The sequence below is a fragment of the Brevibacterium moorei genome, from assembly GCF_024580735.1.
In the GTDB taxonomy this organism is placed as follows: Bacteria; Actinomycetota; Actinomycetes; order Actinomycetales; family Brevibacteriaceae; genus Brevibacterium; species Brevibacterium moorei.
The window spans coordinates 23048-45519 of record NZ_JANIJX010000021.1; the positions used below are offsets into that span (position 1 = coordinate 23048).

General features: G+C 63.1%; 19 protein-coding genes and 2 tRNA genes. 3 read left to right on the top strand and 18 right to left on the bottom strand.

What is annotated here, in order from left to right:
* Positions 1-33: 33 nt before the first annotated feature.
* The 8 genes from NQ034_RS12805 to NQ034_RS12840 form a co-directional block, all read right to left on the bottom strand.
* The gene (locus NQ034_RS12805) at positions 34-357 is read right to left on the bottom strand and encodes a hypothetical protein (protein ID WP_257049296.1); all 324 of its coding nucleotides are present in this window, start codon (positions 355-357) and stop codon (positions 34-36) included.
* An 11-nt stretch (positions 358-368) separates the two neighbouring features.
* Positions 369-893, bottom strand: a complete 525-nt coding sequence (locus NQ034_RS12810) for a DUF3592 domain-containing protein (protein ID WP_257049297.1) — start codon at positions 891-893, stop codon at positions 369-371.
* Positions 894-1414: 521 nt separating this feature from the next.
* Positions 1415-2107, bottom strand: coding sequence for an 8-oxoguanine DNA glycosylase OGG fold protein (locus NQ034_RS12815; protein WP_257049298.1), 693 nt, complete (start codon positions 2105-2107; stop codon positions 1415-1417).
* A gap of 388 nt (positions 2108-2495) precedes the next feature.
* Positions 2496-3512, bottom strand: coding sequence for a DUF5129 domain-containing protein (locus tag NQ034_RS12820; protein WP_257049299.1), 1017 nt, complete (start codon positions 3510-3512; stop codon positions 2496-2498).
* A 1141-nt stretch (positions 3513-4653) separates the two neighbouring features.
* Positions 4654-4914 (bottom strand): hypothetical protein, encoded by a 261-nt coding sequence (locus NQ034_RS12825; protein WP_257049300.1) that lies wholly within the window; start codon positions 4912-4914, stop codon positions 4654-4656.
* A 1301-nt stretch (positions 4915-6215) separates the two neighbouring features.
* Positions 6216-6536: a HepT-like ribonuclease domain-containing protein gene (locus tag NQ034_RS12830; RefSeq protein ID WP_257049302.1), complete on the bottom strand. Its 321-nt coding sequence runs from the start codon at positions 6534-6536 to the stop codon at positions 6216-6218.
* Positions 6533-6862 (bottom strand): nucleotidyltransferase family protein, encoded by a 330-nt coding sequence (locus tag NQ034_RS12835; protein WP_257049303.1) that lies wholly within the window; start codon positions 6860-6862, stop codon positions 6533-6535. The genes NQ034_RS12830 and NQ034_RS12835 overlap by 4 nt, the downstream gene beginning before the upstream one ends.
* A gap of 132 nt (positions 6863-6994) precedes the next feature.
* Complete coding sequence (locus tag NQ034_RS12840; RefSeq protein ID WP_257049304.1) at positions 6995-7609, bottom strand: TetR/AcrR family transcriptional regulator; 615 nt, start codon at positions 7607-7609, stop codon at positions 6995-6997.
* Positions 7610-7709: 100 nt separating this feature from the next.
* Between NQ034_RS12840 and NQ034_RS12845 the strand changes: the two genes are divergently transcribed.
* Complete coding sequence (locus NQ034_RS12845) at positions 7710-8687, top strand: quinone oxidoreductase family protein (RefSeq protein ID WP_257049305.1); 978 nt, start codon at positions 7710-7712, stop codon at positions 8685-8687.
* Between the two features lie 152 nt (positions 8688-8839).
* Here NQ034_RS12845 and NQ034_RS12850 read toward each other — a convergent pair.
* From NQ034_RS12850 to dnaA, 10 genes are all read right to left on the bottom strand, one after another.
* Positions 8840-8912, bottom strand: a tRNA-Ala gene (locus NQ034_RS12850).
* Positions 8913-9071: 159 nt separating this feature from the next.
* Positions 9072-9145, bottom strand: a tRNA-Ile gene (locus NQ034_RS12855).
* 150 nt (positions 9146-9295) lie between these two features.
* Positions 9296-10453 (bottom strand): DUF3566 domain-containing protein, encoded by a 1158-nt coding sequence (locus NQ034_RS12860; RefSeq protein ID WP_257049308.1) that lies wholly within the window; start codon positions 10451-10453, stop codon positions 9296-9298.
* A complete protein-coding gene (gene gyrA / locus NQ034_RS12865) occupies positions 10450-13086 on the bottom strand; it encodes a DNA gyrase subunit A (RefSeq protein ID WP_257049337.1) in 2637 nt (878 codons plus the stop codon). The genes NQ034_RS12860 and gyrA overlap by 4 nt, the downstream gene beginning before the upstream one ends.
* Before the next feature lie 121 nt (positions 13087-13207).
* Complete coding sequence (gene gyrB, locus NQ034_RS12870) at positions 13208-15208, bottom strand: DNA topoisomerase (ATP-hydrolyzing) subunit B (protein ID WP_257049309.1); 2001 nt, start codon at positions 15206-15208, stop codon at positions 13208-13210.
* Positions 15209-15405: 197 nt separating this feature from the next.
* Positions 15406-16122 carry a M50 family metallopeptidase gene (locus NQ034_RS12875; RefSeq protein WP_257049310.1) on the bottom strand — a complete coding sequence of 239 codons (717 nt, stop codon included), beginning with the start codon at positions 16120-16122 and terminating at the stop codon, positions 15406-15408.
* 70 nt (positions 16123-16192) lie between these two features.
* Complete coding sequence (locus NQ034_RS12880; protein ID WP_257049311.1) at positions 16193-16702, bottom strand: DciA family protein; 510 nt, start codon at positions 16700-16702, stop codon at positions 16193-16195.
* Complete coding sequence (gene recF / locus NQ034_RS12885; protein ID WP_257049313.1) at positions 16699-17832, bottom strand: DNA replication/repair protein RecF; 1134 nt, start codon at positions 17830-17832, stop codon at positions 16699-16701. The genes NQ034_RS12880 and recF overlap by 4 nt, the downstream gene beginning before the upstream one ends.
* 33 nt (positions 17833-17865) lie before the next feature.
* A complete protein-coding gene (dnaN, locus tag NQ034_RS12890) occupies positions 17866-19011 on the bottom strand; it encodes a DNA polymerase III subunit beta (protein WP_257049314.1) in 1146 nt (381 codons plus the stop codon).
* A gap of 641 nt (positions 19012-19652) precedes the next feature.
* Positions 19653-21221 carry a chromosomal replication initiator protein DnaA gene (dnaA, locus tag NQ034_RS12895; RefSeq protein WP_257049316.1) on the bottom strand — a complete coding sequence of 523 codons (1569 nt, stop codon included), beginning with the start codon at positions 21219-21221 and terminating at the stop codon, positions 19653-19655.
* A gap of 761 nt (positions 21222-21982) precedes the next feature.
* Between dnaA and rpmH the strand changes: the two genes are divergently transcribed.
* Both rpmH and rnpA read left to right on the top strand, forming a co-directional pair.
* Positions 21983-22120, top strand: coding sequence for a 50S ribosomal protein L34 (gene rpmH, locus NQ034_RS12900; RefSeq protein WP_257049317.1), 138 nt, complete (start codon positions 21983-21985; stop codon positions 22118-22120).
* Between the two features lie 6 nt (positions 22121-22126).
* Positions 22127-22471: a ribonuclease P protein component gene (gene rnpA / locus NQ034_RS12905; RefSeq protein WP_257049318.1), complete on the top strand. Its 345-nt coding sequence runs from the start codon at positions 22127-22129 to the stop codon at positions 22469-22471.
* Position 22472: the final 1 nt, after the last annotated feature.

Genomic DNA, 22472 nt, shown 5'->3' on the forward strand with positions numbered 1-22472 from the left:
CGCGGGATAACGCAACCTTCCCACCGTCACTGCTTATTTCAAGCGAAAGACCAAATACGCCCGCACCTCACCGGAGTATTCGGAGGACGAGTTACCGAAGGCACCGGATGAGCCACCCGTGCTGGGGACGAAAACATGGTTGATTGTCATCAGCGACCAACCATGACCTTCGATGCCGTCGATGATTGGACCGATGTCCCACGTCTCCACTTGGAGCTTCTTCGATTTCCTCAGGCTCAAGGATGAGCCGGTCGTGCGTTCTACGACCACCGAACAGGTGTAAGTCGACTGCGCTTTGCGAGCACTTGCCGCCTCTTTGATAATCGGCTTCGTCAGTTCTGCCGGGAGCATCGTCATGAAGCCACAGTCTACTTGGACTCATCGGTTTTCCGCCGCCTCGGGATGCTCTTCACCCCCACGCCAAGAACAAAGATCCCGAGGACGACGAAGAGGAGCCACCCATACCTGTCCATCAGGGAACTCGGGTCGCGCAGCGAGGATTCGGTTATATCCTCCGGATTGAAGAAGACCTGGCGCTGCGCACCGTCCGCCTGTTCGTCCCCGCACTCGTCGTCATCCTCATACTCTCCGTGGCCTTCCCCACCCATCGGCGCAGGGAAGACGTACTGGAACGAGCAGTAGTATTTCCTGCTGCAGCTGTGCCCACTGCCACTGCAGTCCGACACGGACCTTTCATGGGGATCGCCCTTCACTGTAGCGGTGGCCGTGGCGGTCAGTGTCGCGGCATCATGTTGGCCGTAGTAGCCGAAAAGCGCCCCGAACACGAACATGATGGCGCTGAAGACAAACGCAATGATCGGCAGAATCCACTTACCGCCGGAGGACTCCTCTTCGAAGTCCGACATCTTCCCGAACGGATTCTCATCAGCCATGCGCAGCGACCTCGACCGGCAAACTACTTAACCTAATCATGTAATTTACGCTACCATTCACCCACATCACATGCGCAAACCTGCAAGACATACGGTTATACGCGCATGTCTTGCAGGTTTGCGCATGTGATGGGGAACCGAAACTGCAGGTCCGTTCCCAAGACACCCCACAGCCTCGTCACCCACGCGGCCTTCGACCGTGTCGATGAAGCAACACAAGGGTCGACCACCGAGTCGCCTGTCGTACTGGTCGAGGTAGCAGAACTGACCGGACTTCTGCGTCACATTGACCATCCGATAGTCTCCCAACAGCTCGACGAGGTCACGGTGCAGCCGGTTCACGCTGCGCACTCACCCAGCCGGTAATGCCCGGACCTTCCGGACGTCCACACCATCGGCGAGGATGATTGTGTAGTTGACGAGATCTTGCAGGGCCGCGGGCCTCTGATCGGCCCATCGACTCGCGACGGAGTTCGGCTCAATCATCGATCACTCCTTGACATCAGCAGGTACAGATCGGCTCACGTCAGGTTGAAGATAGCCAGCTCCACCTGTGCCCGTGTCCTCACCGGGTCGCTTTGACTTCCCCATGCGTCCAACAGTTCGAGGTACTTACGGTAGGCCTTCGTCCTATCCGTCGTTAGCCGAATCTGCTGTTCACCGGCTGTGTTCTCTGCTATCCACCCGCAGACTCTGGCGTCCAGGATCGGAGCGACCTCCGGACCGTCGATTGCACCTGTCATCGAGCTGAACGACAACCACTTGGTGAAAAACGCCCCGCCGAGGTTTCGAATCCAGCCATCGTTCTTCATGTAGTAGAAACCCGCCTCAGCGTCTCCTGTCTGGACGATTTCAGCTGCTTTGAGAAGCTTGTCGCGTACGGTTTCATCGACAGGAGCACTCTTGTTGTCCCTGCTCACGATCCCGGTCAGACACGACCGAGCGCGTGACGGACCACGGTTGTCTGCGCCCGACCCCCAGATTCGCATTGCGACGAAACCACCGAGCACGTGGTCATGCGACAAATTCGTCTGGACGACATCACGGATAATCTGACGGTCAACGAGGTCCGGCAGCTCAGAGACGACCCGATGGGCATCGGGCACATCGTGGACTGCCTCGAGCCAGGGCTTGCGTTTCCATTCGAACTTTCCCTGGGTTGGGACTGCTTCAAGCTGGAGACGGAGTGCTTCGGGGAGTGTGGGTAGGTTCATATGGATATCGTCCCACAACCCCCACAGCAGTTCGGAAGACCGCCAACCCGCTGGGCTGTTTGTCTATGCTCATAGCCGCTACCGCATCCCATGCGCAAACCTGCAAGACATACGGTTATACGCGCATGTCTTGCAGGTTTGCGCATGTGATAAGCCGGTGCCGAGGCCGCGGATGAATGCGAGACGGCTTCCTGGGCTGACACGAGGCGCCCTGGTCGAATCCCCGACACCCACCAGACAACGAAGAGGCCCGGAATCGCGTGGACAGTTCACGAGCCCCTGCTTCCAGTTCGGTCCCCTTTGCTTAAGGATGCCTGGCACATCAGATCTGGTGACGATTTCAATCATCTCGTCCCGGAAGTGATCGTAATCCCCTTGCACCCGGTTATCAGCCGGGCACATCGTGGTCGTGAGCAAACTGTTCGAGTTCATCAACGGCGTCGCTGAAAGCGTTCGCCTGATCGGACAGTTTGGTGAAGAACACGAACGTCGTAAAGATGGTGCGCCGGTCCAGCACCGCCAGTCGGTCATGTGCCGTGTTCAGAAGCCGCTCACACTGTGTCGGCAACTCATCGCCGGATGGTTCATCACGGGACAGCTGCGACTCGATGTTCCGCAGTCTTCGACGATCACCACGGACGGATTTACCCAGGGCAGCCAAGAGCAGCAGGGGAAGTGCTCCAAGAATCGGCCAAATGATGCCCACTGTCAAAAATGGAGTGGCGACGTGAGTTCTGAACGTCTGCAGTTTCGGCCTGTCGATCAGCCACGATGCCGCCTCGACGATGCCGGCGACACCATCATCCCATTCGCCCTTGTCCAGCCGCTCGAGAGCCCCGGCATACGGCCCGGAGGCCGTCGAGCCGGACTTCCCCGAACGTGCGAACGTCTCATGGAGGAACGAACTCTGTTTATACGCCAGCTGCTTGTAGTCCAGATTGCCACCGAACACGGTGCCGGCGGCATACCGGATATGTTTCGAATCCGTTGAACCATTTTTGGCCTTCTGCACCGAGAGGGTCACGAGCATGAAGTCATCGGCCCAGCGAGGCTCTGCCGAATCGTCCCCTCCATCTGTCAGGTGGAGTTCGGGATGCGCCTGCGCCCATTTCCAGGTCTCGTCGAGAAGCCGATCATCCGTGACACCATGCTGGTCCCAGTGTGTCCAGACCACCAGACGAAGCCCCGGATGGTAGAAGCCAGCGGCGGCCAAATCTTTGGAAAGATCCTCGTGGTTCAGGACCTCTGCGTCGTCATGCAGGTCGACGGAGGCTGCAGCATGCGGCGGTGTATGCGGTTTCAGCGCGCCCCAGACTCCCCCGACAAGCAGCGCCACCACTAGGACGATAGTCAAGGCAATATGGCACCGGATCGTCCACTCCAGCCGAACCCTGAAGACATTCATATAAACAAGCTATCATTTTCATGTCACCACACCGCGGGATTCAAGAACACATGAGGCCACCCGAACCGCTGCGACCTCAGCCCCCACTTAACCCGCAAGAGGCATAGAGAATGTGTGGGGCGCAAAAAGGCGCACTGCCTGTCGTCTCAGAACCTGTTGTCGCCCGTCGTGATCGCGTATTTGTATTCGCCGAGGACATTCTGCACCCAGCTGTGGTGCTCGATAAAGGCAGCAACGTCGGCATCAATTATCGCTGTGGCTTCGAGGATGCCTTCGCAAAGGTTCTGCAGTGGGGACCGATATCGGCTCGAGGGTATTCCTTGACCTGTCAGTCAGACCCACAGCCCAAACGAGGTTGCAGCAACGACCTGGTCGCTGCTCGGCTCAGGCGTACCACGCCTCTGCAGTGTTCCAATAGCGGACTCGATGGCGTCCTGCTCGTTACGGCACAAGCGGACCTGCGAGTCGGCCCACCAATCTCCGCGGCGTGTCCATTCGACTATCTGATCGTGGATCGCATTGCGCACAGTGATCGCGAGAACGTTGATCGCCCCCAGAACACGGATGATGCTGCGAAATTCCACGTGTAGAGGCGCATGGCCAGCGTGCGCTTACCCTGATATCGATCAAGGCAGGGGGGCCGAGGAGCGCTTGACTCAGCAGACGGTCAAGGCCGTCAGGAGTCGCACCTGCGTCCACAAAACCCCTCAGAAAAGACTGTTGCCCCGGGAATCCGGGCTAGAAGCTCGAATTGTCAGCAGGGCGATACATGCCTGCTATATGGCACGCAGCCTCGCGAGGCAAAGGGTGGCCGCGTGAGTGAACGGGAACCGCTGCGGAAGCGGGCCCACGTGAACTCATCCAGGAAGAACCCCACCACCAGCTCACGTGCCTCCGAATCACCATGGTATTCCGAAACCCGTGGACCGCTGGCCACGCGATCTCCGGATGCTGATCAACATTTAACCGATAGAGACAGCAACTCGGCACGCTGCTTGCCAAACTCCAACATGTAGGCAATCGACGCAACGAGGTCCCAGCAGATCATCTGCCGGGACCTCATTCTGCATCCATCACCCTCATGACCGACCTGTGCCACCAGGCTTTGGCTGTACAGACCGGACGGCTGTCAACACGTCAATCAGTACAGCGTCATTTTGCCGTACCAACTTCCCCCTCCGAAACTCTGTTGGCATTTCTCATAGCTCTTGATCTTCCATCCGCTGCGGAAGGCATTGTTCAATAACGCATAGGCATGACGCTCGCATTGAGCCTTCGTGGGAAGCTGCCAGCTATAGCCCGTCGGTTTAGCTTCGGCAGCTGGAGCGACAGCCACCGTCATGCCTGCTGCAAGTCCGGCCGCAGCAACCACCGCTCCAAGGCGACGCTTCGCGGTCTTCATGAAAATACCCTCCTTTGCGCCTGCCCTTCATGCCGGGTAGACGACTCAAATATTGATGTAGGTCACACACTACTGAGCCGACGACAACTGCTCAAGCCGAGCTGAGTAAAGCGCTGATATGCCTACGGTGTCGTTCCCTCCCAGAACCCAAGGCACACCACGGGATCTCACTCCGACGCGACCGAACCAGTATGACGCGTAGAGCTGCATAGGAAGTCGTAGCGCAGCGCTGATCTCTCCACCTTCTCAGCACTCTGGTCCTCCGGTTCGTGTCACGCCACCAACAACACGTCGAGCTTGTTCATCAGTGGCCCGAGACCGCCAGGTGCCAGGTGGCCGTAGCGATCCAGCGTGGTCGACGGCCTCGCTTGGCCTCTGGCCTGTGACACGGACATGATCGTCCCCGGCCTCGGACAGGCCAATGGCGGCGAACTCGGCCGGCCACGGCAGCACGGTCACAGGAACGGGCAAAATGCGCCGGCCGGCCCGGGTCTTCGTCGTGTCAGGACGCTGATCTCGGTGCTGCGTCGATGACGGCCATGAGCTCCTCCGACGAGCAGTGCGGAAGTTCTTTGTGCCCCAACGCCACAACAAGGCCGCCAGTGGGGTCGTCCTCGACGATCCTGTCGCGGATACCGAGTAGCTATGAGCAGAGGTCAGTAGGCTGTCGCTGCCTTCGCCCACCTAGTTGAACGTCGGTCGATTACGCAGTGCCTCCGGAACCTGAGTCCGACCCAGCATGAACGCTGCAAGGTCTCGATCGAGTATCGCTGCCAGTTTCATCGTGTAGCCGTGAGCCTCTCCAGCAGACATACGTGCTTCCTGACCGTTCAGCGGCATTCCTTTATCAACCGCTCGTGATGGGCCGCTCTGTTGCGCAACTCGTTGACATGAGTGACAACAGCCAGGGCGTACTCCCGATTCCAGCGCTTTCCCTCGGCTCTGGCTTGTGCCCTGCCACCTGGAAATGCCTTATCCAGGACACCACGCCAACGCACTTCGTAATCGCAACGCACACGCCGCGGACTCTTGTCGACGTGATCTCCTTTGTCCAACAACCCACGCCAAAAACCGAACATTCACTGGTTGCTCCCGACCAACCACACCTCGGACAGCAAAGAGGCCCGGAATCTAGGCGATTCCGGGCCTCTTCAAACGAGTTGCTGTCTCAAAGCTCTCGGTGGAGGTAAGGGGACTCGAACCCCTAACCCCCTGCTTGCAAAGACGTACATTAGACAGTGTTCATACAGGTCAGCCATGGTGTCAGGAGTGTTCGGGGCGCACAAAAGGCGCACTCGGGGTCAGCGCAAAGCCTTGGCAAGAGCTGGAAGGTAGCTCTCGATGACATCGCGCACAACGTCTGCGTCGACTCCAAAATACTGGTGTACAAGAATGTTGCGGAAGCCACGAATCTGCGGCCATGCAATCTCCGGATGCGCGTCGGTCACCTCGGCCGGCAAGTGGTTGGCTGCTTCGCCAATGATCTGCAGGTTCCGCTCGATGGCATCTTCGGCCATGCCAACCAGGCCCGGCTCCGTGCTGCTCAGAGAGGTGGCATAGCGCTGGCAACGTTCGATCGCCTGCAAAATGTCTGCGATTCGCTGATCGACATCACGACTCACAATGGCACAGCATCCGCGATCGCCGATTCGGATACCGGCCGTTTGAGCAACTGGGACGGAAAGATGTCAATGTCATCCCGACCAAACAGTTGACGAGTTTCCTCCATGAGCCCAGATGCCCGCATGAGCAGGTTCCCACCAGCGGGTTCCATCTCCACCAGAATGTCGATGTCGCTGGACTCCGTCGCGGTTCCACGGGCCACCGAGCCGAAAAGCTTCGGGTTCGTGGCACCGTACTTGGCCAAGAGCGCCTGGAACTCGCCGCGATGCACGTTAAGGAGCTCGCGGAGGGCGAGCGTCTCTGGCGTCACGGTGGTTGTCGACATGGCTCAAGGATACCGGCAATATCGGATGGGTTGCCAGGGATCGACGCCTCTGAGTGAATTGAAACCGACGCCAGCCCGGCTACCGTCCGTTCAACTCATTAACCCGCGCCGAGAGCGAGGTCGGCGACGACGTTACGGCCTATCACCTCCAGTGTCAGATGCAACAAGTCTGACAACGATTTCCTGGACTGCTTCTATCAGCGTCTCGGGGCCCCACCCTTGATTGGTGTACCAGGCATTCAGTTGCTCCGCCGCGAGCACCGCCATGATGGCTTCGGCGCAGAAGCGAGGCCGCGGGGTTCCAATCTCGGTAACGAGGATTTCGACATGGTGTCGCCAGAACGGATAGACCTGCCGCCCCAGCCTACCTCCGGGAGTAGCCGACTCAGCCAGCAAGACAAGGTCGATGTTCGTGATCATGTGGCGGACATACGCTTCGACGAACGCGATCAGACGGTCCTCAGGTGGCGCTCCAGGGCCAAGTGGCGGTGGTCCCTGCAGCAACCCTTGGTGCATATCGCGCACCCGAGCGTCAAGCAATGCAGAGGCAAGACCCGCCTTATTCTCGAACCGCCGGTACACTGTACCCTTGCCGACCCCGGCCACGCGAGCGACCTCGTCCATCTTCAAACCAGTGACCCCGTGCGCGGCGTGGAGCTCCGCAGCGGCGGACAAAACCTTCTCCCGGTTTCGTTCCGCATCAGCCCTCTCCGGACTAGGTTGTCCCAGAATCGTCAGATTCCGCACATGGCCTCCCTCTTGCATCAGATTCTCATTCCACTATCATCGGTCACAAGCGGACTTGAGTCCGCTTAGGGAACTGACCAAGAAACCGAAAGGCACAACCATGGCGGAGAGCATGAGTTCTATCGTAGTGACCGAGTTCGGCGGCCCTGACGTCTATACCCAACAACGTGTTGAACGTCCAACACCAGATCCCGGCCAGGCGTTGGTCGAAGTCGCCGCGGCAGGCGTGAACTACCTCGATGTCGTCCAGCGCAACGGCGGAACACCCGTCAAACCGCCGTTCGCCGCGGGCGTCGAGGGAGTAGGAACCATCGTCGCCGTCGAAGGCGAGAACCACGGATTTTCCGCTGGCCAGCGGGTCGGCTGGTTTACCGGCGGACAGGGCAGCTTCTCCGACTTCGCCATTGTGGACACCTCCAAGCTTGTCGGCATTCCCGTCAACGTCGACGACCACACCGCCGTTGCAGCGCTCATGCAGGGAATCACCGCGCAATACCTAACCACCGACACCTTTCCGGTCGAACCAGGCGACGTCGTGCTCATGCATGCCGCAGCCGGTGGCGTCGGCCAAATGCTCACCCAGATCGCCAAGCTCAAGGGAGCAACCGTCATCGGTACCACCTCGACGACGGAGAAGGCCGAGATCGCCAGGCAGGCCGGTGCCGACCATGTCCTGTCATACGAGGGCTTTGCTCAGGGGGTCAAAGACCTGACGAACGGGTCCGGCGCGTCAGTCGTCTACGACGGTGTCGGAGCCACGACGTTCGATGAAAGCTTAAATGCCTTACGCACTCGAGGCACCCTCGTCGTCATCGGCAATGCCAGCGGGCCCATCCCACCTGTAGACGTCAACAGACTCAACACCGGCGGGTCCCTGTTCCTGACCAGACCGACAATCGCCGACCACGTCAAGACACCGCACGAGCTGGCTGGGCGCGCTCTCGACGTATTCAAGGGGATCGAAGACGGCCAGCTCAACGTCTCAATTGGCGGCGTGTACGAGATAGACAACGTTGCACAAGCCTTTCACGCCCTCGAGTCACGTCGGACAACCGGAAAGATCATTCTCCAGCGGTAAGCACTCGCACGCACCCTTGCGCGCTGCCACCGTGCACGATGGTCCATGGAGACACAGTACGAGCCTGGTTGCCGCCCAGGGAACAGATAAGAGGCCCGAGATCTAGACGATCTCAGGCCTCTTCTTACGAGTGCTGTCTCAATGTACTCGAGTGGAGGTAAGGGGACTCGAACCCCTAACCCCCTGCTTGCAAAGCAGGTGCGCTACCAATTGCGCCATACCCCCAGGGATGCCCATTCTACACAGAATCGGTGTAGTCGGACCATTTTCGATGATCGCGCTGCCGGCGATTTCTCAAACCGAGCACCGTTCCGACGATCACTGTCAGAACTCCTGCGATCGAAAACCACTTCTTCAACGAGACTCCGTTCACCGTGGTTTCCGTGGGCCTTGGAGGACTTGAACCTCCGACCTCTTCGTTATCAGCGAAGCGCTCTAACCGCCTGAGCTAAAGGCCCTTATCGGGTCAACCGAGATATAACTCTATACGACCCACGGCCCCACTCCAAATCAACGTGATGAGTCCTTGGTCACACAATCCCGAACACGCATGAACACACAGACGCCGCGGGCCCCGATCCACGATCGGGGCCCTCGGCGGAATGGAATCAGTCGTCGGTCAGCGTCAAATGGAAGCCGCCCACGATCGATGCCGCAAGGTTGTACAGGAAGGCGAACAGCGTCGCCAGCGCGGTCAACAGCACGATGTTGATCACGGAGATGATCACGGCGAACGACATCACGCGCCCCAGCCCGAACAGTGCGATGAGCGAATCGGCCGATTCTGAACCGGCGATCTCGCTCAGTGCGCCCTGCAGACTGTCCAGCGTGCCGGTGGCCGACAGGACGAACCACAGCACCAACGACGCCACGACGACCACGATGCCGATCGCCAGCGACAGCAGGAAGCTCATCTTCATGACCGACCACGGATCGACGTTCGCCACCGTCAGTCGCACGGTCCGCGGGCCCTTGCGCTTCTTGCCCTTCTTCCCCGATCCCTTGCCGGAGTCCCGCGCGGGTGCGCCGGTGCCAACCGTCGAAGACGGGGTCCCGGCACCGGTTGCGAACACATCCTCACGGGGGCTGCTGGTCTGGGTCGCGCTGCTCGTCGCAGCCCCGGGCGAGGCCACCGCGGGGGCCGCGACCGTAGCCGTTGCCGGCGCGGCACTTCCCGTGGCGGGGAGCACCGAGGTCGCGTCGGCCCCGCCGGCCGCCTGCGGTGCCGAGCCCTGCCCGTTCCCGGTCTGGCCGTATCCGGCGGAATTCGCCGGCGTCCCGCTCGCGGAACCACCGGTGCTCTGCCCGGGGCGCGCCTTATCAGGGCTGCCCAGGCGCACACCGGAGCTGGCCTTCCTACCCGTTGCCGAATCGGATGCCGAGGCCCCGGAATTCCCCTGCGCTTGGCTGCCGGCGGCTTGTCCTCCCGCGGTCTGGGCGCCGGAGGCCGCGCCCCCGGATGACTGTGCATCGGACGTTGAGGCCCCTGACGACTGCGAGGTGGCCGCCTGCGCCGTGGGTGCATTGCCTGTTGATGCCGCGGCGGCGCCGGCGGAACCGGCCGCGGAGCCAGGGGCCGTAGAGCCGGAGGCGGCAGGAGCCCCGGACTTGGACTCGGACTTCGCGCCGTCAGGGGCGGCGGGGGAGGCACCTGCAGAGGCGTCCGGTGCGGGCTTGTCCGAATCTCCGGAGCCCGCGGTCAATCGCGTCCCCTTGCCGGACGAGGTCCGGATGATCTTGCCCGGTTTGGTTTCGCCTTCGCTCACTGCTCTTCACCCTCCGCGGTCTCGTCGGCGGTCTCTCCGCTGGTCGGGTCCAAGGCTACCCGATCGGCCTGGACCGCTTCGGGAGCCTCCTCGGACACTGCTGCGGAGCCCTCGACACCGGCTGCGGCCTCGGCCCCTTCGACTTCTTCGGCCCCTTCGACTTCGCCGTCGACCTCGGGCCCACGGGTGACTGCCAGGATCCGGTCCTTCTTGCCCGGCTTGGCGAAGACCACGCCCATCGTGTTGCGGCCCTTGGCGGGGACCTCGTCGATGGACGAGCGCACGACCTTGCCGCGCTCCATCACGACCAGAACCTCCTCGCCGTCCTCGACGATCAGACCGCCGGCCAGGCCGCCGCGTTCGTCGTTGAGCTTGGCGACCTTGATGCCGTAACCGCCGCGGCCCTGCACCCGGTACTCCTCGACCGGGGTGCGCTTGGCGTATCCGCCTTCGGTCACCACGAACACATAAGTGCCCGGCGTGATGACGTCCATCGCCAACAGCGCATCGTCGTCCTTGAACTTCATACCCGTCACGCCCGAGGTGGCACGGCCGGTGGGCCGGATCGCCTCGTCGTCGGCGGCGAAGCGGATCGACATCCCGCCACGGCTGATCAACAGCAGGTGGTCGGTGGGTTCGACGATCCGCGCGGAGACCAGCTCGTCGGGATTGCCGTCGGCGTCCTCGCGCAGATTGATGCCGATCACACCGCCGGAGCGGTTCGAATCGTATTCGCTCAGGCGCGTCTTCTTCACCAGGCCGGACTTGGTGGCCAGCACCAGATAGGCCGCGGCCTCGTAGTCCGGGATGGACAGCACCTGGGCGATCGTCTCGCCGGGCTGCAGTGCCAACAGATTAGCCACGTGCTGGCCCTTGGCGTCGCGCGAGCCCTCCGGCAGCTCATAGGCCTTGGCACGGTAGACCCGGCCGGTGTTGGTGAAGAACAGCAGCCAGTTGTGCGTGCTGGTGACGAAGAAGTGCTCGATCACATCGTCACCGCGCAGCTTGGCGCCCGTGATGCCCTTGCCGCCGCGGTGCTGGGCGCGGTAGAGCGCCGACTGCGTGCGCTTGGCGTAGCCACCGCGGGAGATCGTGACGACGACCTCCTCCTCAGGGATCAGGTCCTCCATCGACATATCACCGTCGAAGCCCGCGATGATGCGGGTGCGGCGGTCGTCGCCGTACTTGTCGACGATCGTGGCGAGCTCTTCGGAGACGATCTCGCGCTGCCGGGCGGGGGTGCCCAGAATGTAGTTGTACTCGCGGATCTGCTCCTCGATCCGGGCGGCCTCCTCCTCGATCTTCTGACGCTCGAGGGCCGCCAGGCGGCGCAGCTGCAGGTCCAGGATCGCATTGGCCTGGACCTCGTCGACCTCCAGCAGCTCCATCAGGCCGGTGCGCGCCTCCTCGGACGACGGCGAGCGCCTGATCAGGGCGATCACCGCGTCCAGGGCGGACAGCGCCTTGAGGTAGCCGCGCAGGATGTGGGCGCGTTCCTCTGCCTTGCGCAGGCGGAACCGGGTGCGGCGCACGATGACGTCGATCTGGTGCTTGACCCACAGGCGCAGAAAGGCGTCGATCGACAGGGTGCGCGGCACATTGTCGACCAGGGCCAGCATGTTCGCGGAGAAGTTCTGCTGCAGATCGGTGTGCTTGTACAGGTTGTTCAGCACGACCTTGGCCACGGCGTCGCGCTTGAGCACGATGACCAGGCGCTGGCCGGTGCGGCCGGAGGACTCATCGCGCAGATCGGCGATCCCGCCGACCTTGCCGTCCTTGACGTAGCCGGCGATCTTCGCGGCCAGCCGGTCGGGGTTGACCATATACGGCAGCTCGGTCACGACCAGGCAGGTCCGCCCCTGGATCTCCTCGACGTTGACCACCGCGCGCTGGGTGATGGAGCCGCGGCCGGTCCGGTAGGCGTCCTCGATGCCCTTGCGGCCCAGAATGGTCGCGCCGCCGGGGAAGTCGGGGCCCTTGATGATGCCCAACAGGGCCTCGAGCGTTTCGTCCTTCGTGGCCTCGGGGTGGCTCAGCAGCCACTGCGCACCGGCGGAGACCTCCCGCAGATTGTGCGGCGGGATGTTCGTTGCCATGCCCACGGCGATGCCATTGGAGCCGTTGACCAGCAGGTTCGGGAACCGGCTGGGCAGGTAGACGGGCTCCTGGTTGCGCCCGTCGTAGTTGTCCTGGAAGTCGACGGTCTCCTCTTCGATGTCCCTGACCATCTCCAGGGCCAGGGGCGCCATCTTGCACTCTGTGTACCGGGGTGCGGCAGCGCCGTCGTCGCCGGCGGAACCGAAGTTGCCCTGCCCGGACACCAGCGGGTAGCGCATGGTCCACGGCTGGACCAGGCGGACCAGGGCGTCGTAGATCGCCGAGTCGCCGTGCGGGTGGTACTGACCCATCACATCGCCGACCACGCGCGAGCACTTGTTGAAGCTGCGGTCGGGGCGGTAGCCGCCGTCGTACATCGCGTAGAGCACGCGCCGGTGCACGGGCTTGAGACCGTCGCGCACGTCCGGCAGCGCACGGCCCACGATGACGCTCATCGCATAGTCCAGATAGGACCGCTGCATCTCCAGGTTCAGATCGACCTGGTCGATCCGCTGGGCGATGGCGCCGGCCGCCACCTCCTCCGCGGTCGGTTCGGCCGCGCCGTCGAGCGGATCGGTCTGATTGTTATCGGTTTCGTCAGCCACGTGTGCCTGGTCCCCTTCGTGAAGTAGGAAAGTCTAAGAAGTCGGATATCCGTCAGATGTCCAGGAAGCGGACGTCCTTCGCGTTCTGCTGGATGAAGCGCTTGCGCGAATCCACGTCGTCGCCCATGAGCACGGTGAAGATCTCGTCGGCGGCCATCGCATCGTCCAGGGTGACCTGTTTGAGCAGCCGGTGTTCGGGATCCATCGTCGTCTCCCACAGTTCGTGGTAGTTCATCTCGCCCAGACCCTTGTAGCGCTGGATCGCCTGGTCCTTCGGCAGCCGCTTGCCCGCCGCGCGGCCCTCGGCCAGCATCCGGTCGCGTTCGGCATCGGTGTAGGCGTAGTCGTGCGGGGCATTCGACCACTTCAGGCGGTACAGCGGCGGGGTCGCCAGGTAGACGTAGCCGTGTTCGATCAGCGGCTTCATGTACCGGAAGATCAGCGTCAGCAGCAGGGTCGTGATGTGCTGGCCGTCGACATCGGCATCGGCCATCAGCACGATCTTGTGGTAGCGCAGCTTGGATTCGTCGTATTCCTCGCCGATCCCCGTGCCGAAGGCCGTGATCATCGACTGGACCTCCATATTGGACAGGGCCCGGTCCAGGCGCGCCTTCTCCACGTTGAGGATCTTGCCGCGCAGCGGCAGGATCGCCTGCGTGATCGGATTGCGGCCCTGCACGGCCGAACCACCGGCCGAGTCGCCCTCGACCATGAAGATCTCGGAGATCGTCGGGTCCTTGGACTGGCAGTCCTTGAGCTTGCCCGGCATGCCCGAGGACTCCAGCAGGCCCTTGCGGCGGGTCGCCTCGCGCGCCTTGCGGGCCGCCATCCTGGCCTGCGAGGCCTGGATCGCCTTGCGCACGACCTCCTTGGCCTGGTTCGGATTGGATTCCAGCCAGTGGCCCAGTTCGTCGCGCACGACCTTCTGCACATAGCCCTTGGCCTCGGAGTTGCCCAGCTTGGTCTTCGTCTGGCCCTCGAACTGGGGTTCGCCCAGTTTGATGGAGATGACGGCGGTCAGGCCCTCGCGCACGTCCTCGCCCGTGAGGTTCTGGTCCTTCTCCCGCAGCAGCTTCTGATCGCGGGCGTAGGAGTTCAGCAGGCTGGTCAGCGCGGTGCGGAAGCCCTCCTCGTGGGTGCCGCCCTCGTGCGTGTTGACCGAGTTGGCGTAGCTGTGCACGGACTCGCTGTAGGAGGTGGTCCACTGCATCGCGACTTCCAGCGCGATCATCTGGTCGGTGTCCTCGGCCTCGAAGGCGATGATGTCGTCGTTGACGATCTCCGTCTTCTTGGTGCTGTTGAGGTACTTGACGTAGTCCAGCAGGCCGTTCTCGTAGTGGTACTTGACCTCGCGCGGTTTGAACGGCGCGTCCTCGTCCGCATCGGTCACCTGCACGTCGTCGTCGTCGATCTCCGGCTTGCGCTCATCGCGCAGGGTGATCATCAGGCCCTTGTTCAGGAAGGCCGTCTGCTGCATCCGCTGGCGCACGGTCTCGAAGTTGAAGACGACCGTTTCGAAGATCTCCGGGTCCGGCCAGAAGGTGATGACGGTACCCGAGGTGTCCGTCGCCTCGCCCTTTTCAACCGGTGCCGTGGGTGCGCCGCGGCGGTAGCTCTGCCGCCACACATAGCCGTCGCGGTGGATCTCCGCGTCCAGGCGTTCGGACAGGGCGTTGACCACGGAGGAACCGACACCGTGCAGACCACCGGAGACCGCATAGCCGCCACCGCCGAACTTGCCACCGGCGTGCAGCACGGTCAGCACGACCTCCAGGGTGGACTTGCCCTCCTTCGGGTGCATCTCCACGGGGATGCCACGGCCGTGGTCGACCACCCGCAGGCCACCGTCGGCCAGGATCGTCACCTCGATGGTGTCGTTGTAGCCGGCGAGTGCCTCGTCGACCGAGTTGTCGACGATCTCGTAGACCAGGTGGTGCAGACCGCGTTCGGAGGTCGAACCGATGTACATGCCGGGGCGTTTGCGGACCGCCTCCAGTCCTTCCAGGACGGTGATATCACTGGCGTCGTAATGCTGGGATTCCTCGGCAGCCATGGAACTCCTCGTTAGAATGCGGACAAACTGGCACAATCACGTTCAATTCTACCAAGTCCTGCCCTGGAATTCGCCTTCAGCACGCCCTGGAAGCCGTTTTTCGCGACTTTTCCGTCCTCGGACGTACCCCAGCTCATCCGACGGGAGGAAAATGGCGCCTGTGGCGGTTTCCGCAGTTCCGACTCCCGGGCTCGGAATCAGATGGTGAGCATATTCCACACGAGTCGGGCCGAAACCGAGGTCGCCGCCAGCAGGACCAGGGCCATGAGCACGATCCACAGCCAGGCGGGCACCCCGGTGGCCTGTGCCAGGATCGCCGCGTCCGAGGATGCCAGGTCCCGGCGCCGGTGCGCTGCCAGCAGGTTCCCCAGTCCCCGGTAGGCGCCCACCAACAGGAACAGTCCCAGGCCTCCCACCACGTACCCCAGCAGGACGCCGGGCACGTAAAGCGCTGCCAGACAGGCCGCGGCCACGACCAGCACGTCGAGCGCGATGGCCAGGAAGCCGCGCATGAACACCAGGCAGACCAGGAGCAGTGCGCCGCCGAGCACCAGGGCCAGGCCGGCACGCCCGAAGCAGGCGGCGGTGATGAACAGCGCGCCCACCACGGCCGGCGCCGGATAGCCCCAGAAGGTGGAGAACGGTGCGCTGGCCGCGGTGCCGCGCGAGCTGGTCAGGCCCGAATGGTCACCGGAGACCCGGATCGCCACCCGGCGCCGCCCGCGCAGCAGGCCCGTGAGCCCGTGGCCCAGTTCGTGGACCACCGTGACCACGAGCCCCGCATAGCGCCACAGCGGGGGCACCACCACCAGCGCCAGGACTATCCCGGCGGTCACCAGGAGCGCCTGCGGAGCGGCCGGGGCGGGGGTGGGGGAGGTCAGGACGGTCAGCAGACGGCCGGGGATCTCTTCCATGAACACCATCTTCACAGCCGGGCCTGGCAGGAGGCCGAGGAGGCCACCCGGGGGAGTTGGGTGCAGGGGACTAGCCATAGGTGTCGCGGGGCCCCCGGCCCTTGATGGAACGGCGCCCATGACTCCACGACTTCTGCTTCGGCCCCAGGATCTCGATATCGTCGATCACCCGGTGTCCCAGTTCGCGTTCGAGGCGGTCCAACAGGGAGAACGTCATGATCTTCAGCTGGGTGGCCCAGGTCGTCGAGCTCGCGCGCACCGTCAGCTTGGGCGGGTCGATCTTCACCGGTTCGCAGTGCTCGGCCACCTCGGGGCCCACCAGGCGCGGCCAGGAGCCCAGCAGCATCCCCACATCCAACTGGGTCCGCCAACCGTAATCGCGGGTCAGCACGGCCAGGTCGTCCGCCAGTTTCCGCGGATCCCTGGCATCGGCGCCCGCCCCGGAGTACTGGGGTTCGCGGATGCCGCGCGGAGTCCGGCGGAAACTGCCGGAGTAACCGGGGCGCGAACCCTCACCCATCCGCCTGACCCGGTCGAGGGCCTCGAGCGCGGCCAGGGGCGGTTCGTCCTGTGCGGTCATGCCGTCCCCGCATCCGCGGCGGACAGGTCGATCCGGGCGCCGGCCAGGTTCTCCGGGATGTCGGCGGCCACCGCGGCGGTGATGAGCACCTGCTGGGCACCGGCGACCATCTGGGCCAGCCGGGTGCGCCGACCCGCATCCAGTTCGGCGAACACATCGTCGAGCACCAGCACCGGTTGCCCGTCCTCGTCGCCGGCGTCATCGCGCAGCACCTGCCACCCGGCCAGCCGCAGGGCCAGGGCCAGGGACCAGCTCTCGCCGTGGCTGGCATAGCCCTTGGCCGGCACGCCGCCGATGAGTAGTTCGACATCGTCGCGCTGCGGTCCCACCAGAGTCAGGCCCCGGTCGATCTCCTTGCTCCGCCGGGAGGCCACGGCCTCGACGATCGCGTCCTCGTACCCGGCGGTGGTGTCCAGCCCCGTGTAGTCGATCCGGCTGGTGTAGCGCGCCGCAGCGTCCTGGCGCTCGGGCCGGGCGTCCAGGGCCACGGCCTTGAAGTCCCTGGTCAGGGGCGCAGCCAGGCGCTCCACCAGGTTCCGCCGCCCCATCACCAATTGTGCGGCGGCCTGGGCGAAGGCCCTATCCCAGATGTCCAGGGTCGATTCCAGTGCGGGGTCGGGCCGGTTCTTCAGGCTTTTGAGCAGGGCGTTGCGCTGTTTGAGGGCCCGGTCGAAATCGCTGAGCACAGCGGCATAGCGCGGCGCTCCCTGGACCAGCAGGGTGTCGAGGAAGTCGCGCCGCCCTGCCGGATCCCCCTTGACCAGGTCCAGATCCTCCGGGGCGAAGACGACGGTGGGCAGCAGGCCCAGGACGTCGCGGGTGCGCACGGGCTGCCGGTTGATCCTGGCCCGGTTGGCGCCCTTGGCCTTGATCGTGATGTCGAGGGTGACCGAACGCGGGCCGCGGTGGGCCAGCAGCGACACGACACCGGATTCGCATCCGACGCGCACCAGCGGCACATCATTGGCCACCCGATGGGAGCGCAGGGTCGAGACATAGCCCAGCGCCTCGACGAGATTGGTCTTGCCCCAGCCGTTGGGCGCGACGAACGTCGTCACGCCGGGGCGCAGATCGAGTTCGAGGTGCTCATACGACCGGAAGTCGTGCAGGGCCAGTTTGGATACCCACATAGCGCTAGCGACCCTACCCGGGTCAGTGCCCGGTCAGAAGCGGATGATCGGCATGAGCAGGTACCGATAGGTGGAATCGTATTCGCCGTCGAGCTCCTGCTGGCCGGTGATGACGACGGGCTTCTTCGGTTCCGTCAACGAGAACCGCACGAAGGGCGTATCGATCTGGGCCAGTCCGTCGGCGATGAAGTGCGGGTTGAAGCCTGTGGTGATGTTCTCCCCGTCGATCGTCGCCGGCAGCGCCTCCGAGGCCTGGGCGTCATCGCCCTGGCCGGCCCGCAGGGTCAGCGCGCCGTCGGCGAATTCGAAGCGGATGGGGGTGTTGCGCTCGGCGACCAGGGAGACGCGCCGCACGGCCTCGCGCAGGGCGGAGGTCTCCAGGATCGCGGAGATCGAGGCCTCTTTGGGGAACAGTGAGCGCACCTTCGGGTAATCGCCCTCGACCAGCAGTGAGGTCATGACCCGGCCGTTCGAGGAAATCGCCAGCATGTCCTTGCCACCGGATTCCGCCAGCGCGATCTGGATGTCCCCGCCCATGGCCTTGGCGGCATCCGTCAGCGTCTTCCCGCGCACCAGGGCGTTGGCCTCGAAATCAGCGGCCTTGGGATTCCACATGAATTCGCGGACCGCCAGGCGGTAGCGGTCGGTCGCCAGCAGGGTCACGGTGTTGCCGGTGATCTCCATCCGCACGCTGGTCAGGATCGGCAGGGTGTCGTCCTTGCTCGTGGCCACGCCGACCTGGTTGACCGCGTGCTGGAAGGCCTCGGCGCCGACCACGCCGGTGGTCGCGGGGACCTGTGGCAGAGCCGGGTACTCGTCGACGGGCATCGTCATCAGGGTGAAGCGGGAGGAGCCGCAGTTGACCGTGACCTTGTTCTCCTGCAGTTCCAGGGTCACCGGCTGTGCCGGCAGCGCTCGGGAGATCTCGGCGAGCAACTTGCCGGAGACCAGGAAGGTACCCGGCACCTCGACCTCGGCGGCGATTTCGGCGCGGGCCGATACTTCGTAGTCGAAAACGGCCAGGTGCACGGAACCCGCGGGATCGGCGGTGATGAGGATGCCGGTGAGCACGGGAACGGCGGGACGCTGGGGGAGTGTCTTGGTGGTCCAGGTGACCGCTTCGGCCAGAATGTCCCGTTCCACCTTGAACTTCACAGTCGGTGCGGCCTCAGCGTTCACGTCTCTCCCGAAATCCATCGTCTACAGGGTTGTGCGCCGCCCATGCGCTGCAGCGGCAGACGCACTCATGCGCGCGGACTCCCCATCCTATCGCACCGGGGAATCGGCAAAAGCCCTGGTTTCTCAGGTGCGTGCAAAAACGCACACCCTATTTCGCTCCAGCCGACAGTACGACGATTCCCGACCCCCTAGTCATCGGACAACTTTCGGGTTGGTTTGCGGAGGTCATCCGATGAATCTCCCTGATTCATCCAAAGACTCACAGGTGGATACACATGTGCAAAACTGCGCATTCCTGCTCCTCAGAGCTTTTCACTCTCCTCGAGGAGCCCCGGTGGCCTTGGCTCCCGGGGCAATGCGCGGCGGGCCCTCTTGAATGTCGAGTTGGAATATCAGTAGTAGTCGTAGCCGGTGTGGAACTTGTGGAGAAGAGCTCTCCTGCCCAGTAATGACGCGGGATAGCGGCCTTCTTCCCACGGTGGGAAACCTGTGGAGGATCTCAGGACGGGGTGTGGACGCCTGTGGACGGTTGAATCGTTCTTCCACAGTCATCCACAGGCCGGTCTGGAACTGTTCATTCACCCCTACCCAGGCTTGGACGGGTTAACCACAGGTTTATCCACACCTGTTGACTACCGGTTCTACAGATGATGATGCTGTTTGAGGCGGTTTGTCAGTTCCGTGACCTGCGTGTAGATGGCCCTCCGTTCCGTCATCTGTGTGCGGATCTTCTTGTTCGCGTGCATCACCGTCGTGTGGTCGCGGCCTCCGAATTCCTGGCCGATCTTCGGCAGGGACAGGTCGGTCAGTTCCCGGCACAGGTACATGGCGATCTGCCTGGCGGTGGTCAGGGTGCGTGAGCGGCTGCTGCCCTTGAGATCGTCGATCGTCAGGTGGAAGTAACCCGCCACCTGGCCCATGATGTCCGCCGGGGTGATCTCCGGAGTGTCGTCCTGGCTGATGAAGTCCTTGAGCACCGTTTCGGCCAGGCTCACGTCGATCGTCTGCGAATTGAGGTTCGCGAAGGCGGTGACGCGGATCAGGGCGCCCTCGAGCTCGCGGATGTTCGAGGAGATCCGCGATGCGATGTACTCCAGCACGTCGTCGGGCACCTTGAGGTTCTCGCCCAGGGCCTTGTTGCGCAGGATGGCGAAGCGGGTCTCCAAGTCCGGCGGCTGCACATCCGTCAGCAGACCCCATTCGAAGCGGGACCGCAGACGCTCCTCGAAGCCCTTGAGCATCTTGGGCGGCTGATCCGAGGAGATCACGACCTGTTTGTGTTCGTTGTGCAGTGCATTGAACGTATGGAAGAACTCCTCGACCGTGGCGTCCTTGCCCTGTAGGAACTGAATGTCGTCGATCATCAGGATGTCGACTTCACGGTAGCGGCGCTGGAAGGCCGGGCGCAGCGAGTTCGAGGTCGTCGACGAGCCGATCGTGTTGATGAAGTCGTTGACGAATTCCTCGCTGGACACGTAGCGGACCCGGATATTGGGGTACAGCTGGGCTGCGTAATGGCCGATCGCATGCAGCAGGTGGGTCTTGCCCAGTCCCGAATCGCCGTAGATGAACAGCGGGTTGTATGCCTTGGCCGGCTGTTCTGCCACCGCGAAGGCCGCAGCATGGGCGAACCGGTTGGACGCGCCGATGACGAAGGAGTCGAAGGTGTACTTGGGGTTGAGCTGGTCAACCCCGTTCCCGTCGATGGCGGGTGCCCGCCCCAGAGCGGGATCGCGGGCCGGTGCCGGCTCCGGGACCGTTGCGGTGGCGGGACCCCCGTATTCGTCACCGTGGATCTCCACCTGCCAGTAGTCCTCGGGACGGCCGGGGAAGGCGGGGGAGGGCGCCTGGCGACCCCCGTAGGAGCCGGGGCCGAACTGGGCCGGCTGCACGTGTTCCACGGTGTGGCTGCCCGAGGCGGATTCCGGGACATTCAGATCGGGTTCGACCGCGATCGCGAACGACACCTGGTGGCCCAGCACCCGTTCGAACTCGCGGGCCAGAGGTTCGCGCAGGCTGGTCTCCAGGGTGGTCCTGGTCAGGTCGTTGCGCACCGCCAGAACCACCAGTTGGTCACCCGCGAAGGCCTTGGGCTGTGCCAGGGACAGGAATCCCTTCTGGTGTGCGGTGATCGATTCGTCCTTGAAGAGGTTGCTGCGCACCTCCTGCCAGACGGCCGCTAGGTCGGGTTCGGACGGTGGGACGGACAAAGGACCTCCAAGTGGAATAGGGTTGTGCAGATCCTGTGGACAACTGCGTGGACGTTCTTCCACATAGTTTTCCACACTTTGTGGAGAGATCCACACCCGGAACCGGATTTCCACACCGGTGGACAAGTCTGTGGAAATCACATCCATGTGATTGTTCCCCTCACTGCGGAACTAGCCCGGAAAACCGGGGCTCTGCGGCTTGGCCATCGGTGAACAGGGTGTTGACCGGTTCGGATCATGGTTGTGGACGATGGTCCCGGAGGGGCTGAATCCACAGGTGAGATGCCTCTCGTGTGGACAAGACAATCACAGCATGGACACTCCGCTGTGTACGGTTTGTGGGTAACCCGTCCCGGTTTCCCCAGACGGGGAAGTTTTTCTCCACAATCTGGGGATAAACCGGTGGAAGAACGGCTGTAACCCGCTTTCCACAAGGGAATGCGACGTGTGGACAGGATGCCGGGGAAGTCCTCGCAGTGGCAGCAAAAGGACCCGAAAAGGGTGCGATCGGCGCGGATCCGTGTGGAAAACCCGGTTGGAAGGTGAATCACATGGCAGCCGACCCTGTGGGAATTGACCGGCCCCCGCGCTACCGCCTAATATGGAGTGTCCTGTGTTGCGGGCCCGTTGAGTGTTGTCATCTTCCTTTTGGCCCTTCCTGCGCAGGGATGGAACCAGGTGGCCGACCTCGTGTCGGTCCCGCGGATCCTATCGAACCTGTGCGCCGCGCAGGGCAGACGTTCATACCACAAGGGAGAATCATGACGAAGCGTACTTTCCAGCCGAACAACCGCAAGCGCTCCAAGACGCACGGCTTCCGCCTGCGCATGCGCACGCGTGCCGGCCGTTCGATCCTGGCCGCGCGCCGCCGTAAGGGCCGCAACAGCCTGTCGGCCTGACCGGCTTTGCTGCCCGCCGCGAATCGCGTCAGGTCCGGTGAGGATTTCCGCCGGACCTTCAAGCGCGGGACCGCCTCCGGTTCCCCGTTCGTGGTGCTGCACTATCTAGCAGACGAATCCCACGCTGTGCGCGTGGGATTCGTCGTATCCAAGGCCGTGGGAAACGCGGTGGTCCGCAACCGGACCAAGCGCCGCCTGCGGGAGATCATGCACGCCCGCCTGGACTCCCTACCCGCGGGCCTGTACGTCCTCCGGGTCAAACCGGCGGCCGCCGGCGCGGGCTTCGCGCAGCTCGATGCCACGGTCGACGGGCTGCTGGCCCGTGCCCGGCGCAAGAACCGGCGTGACTGAG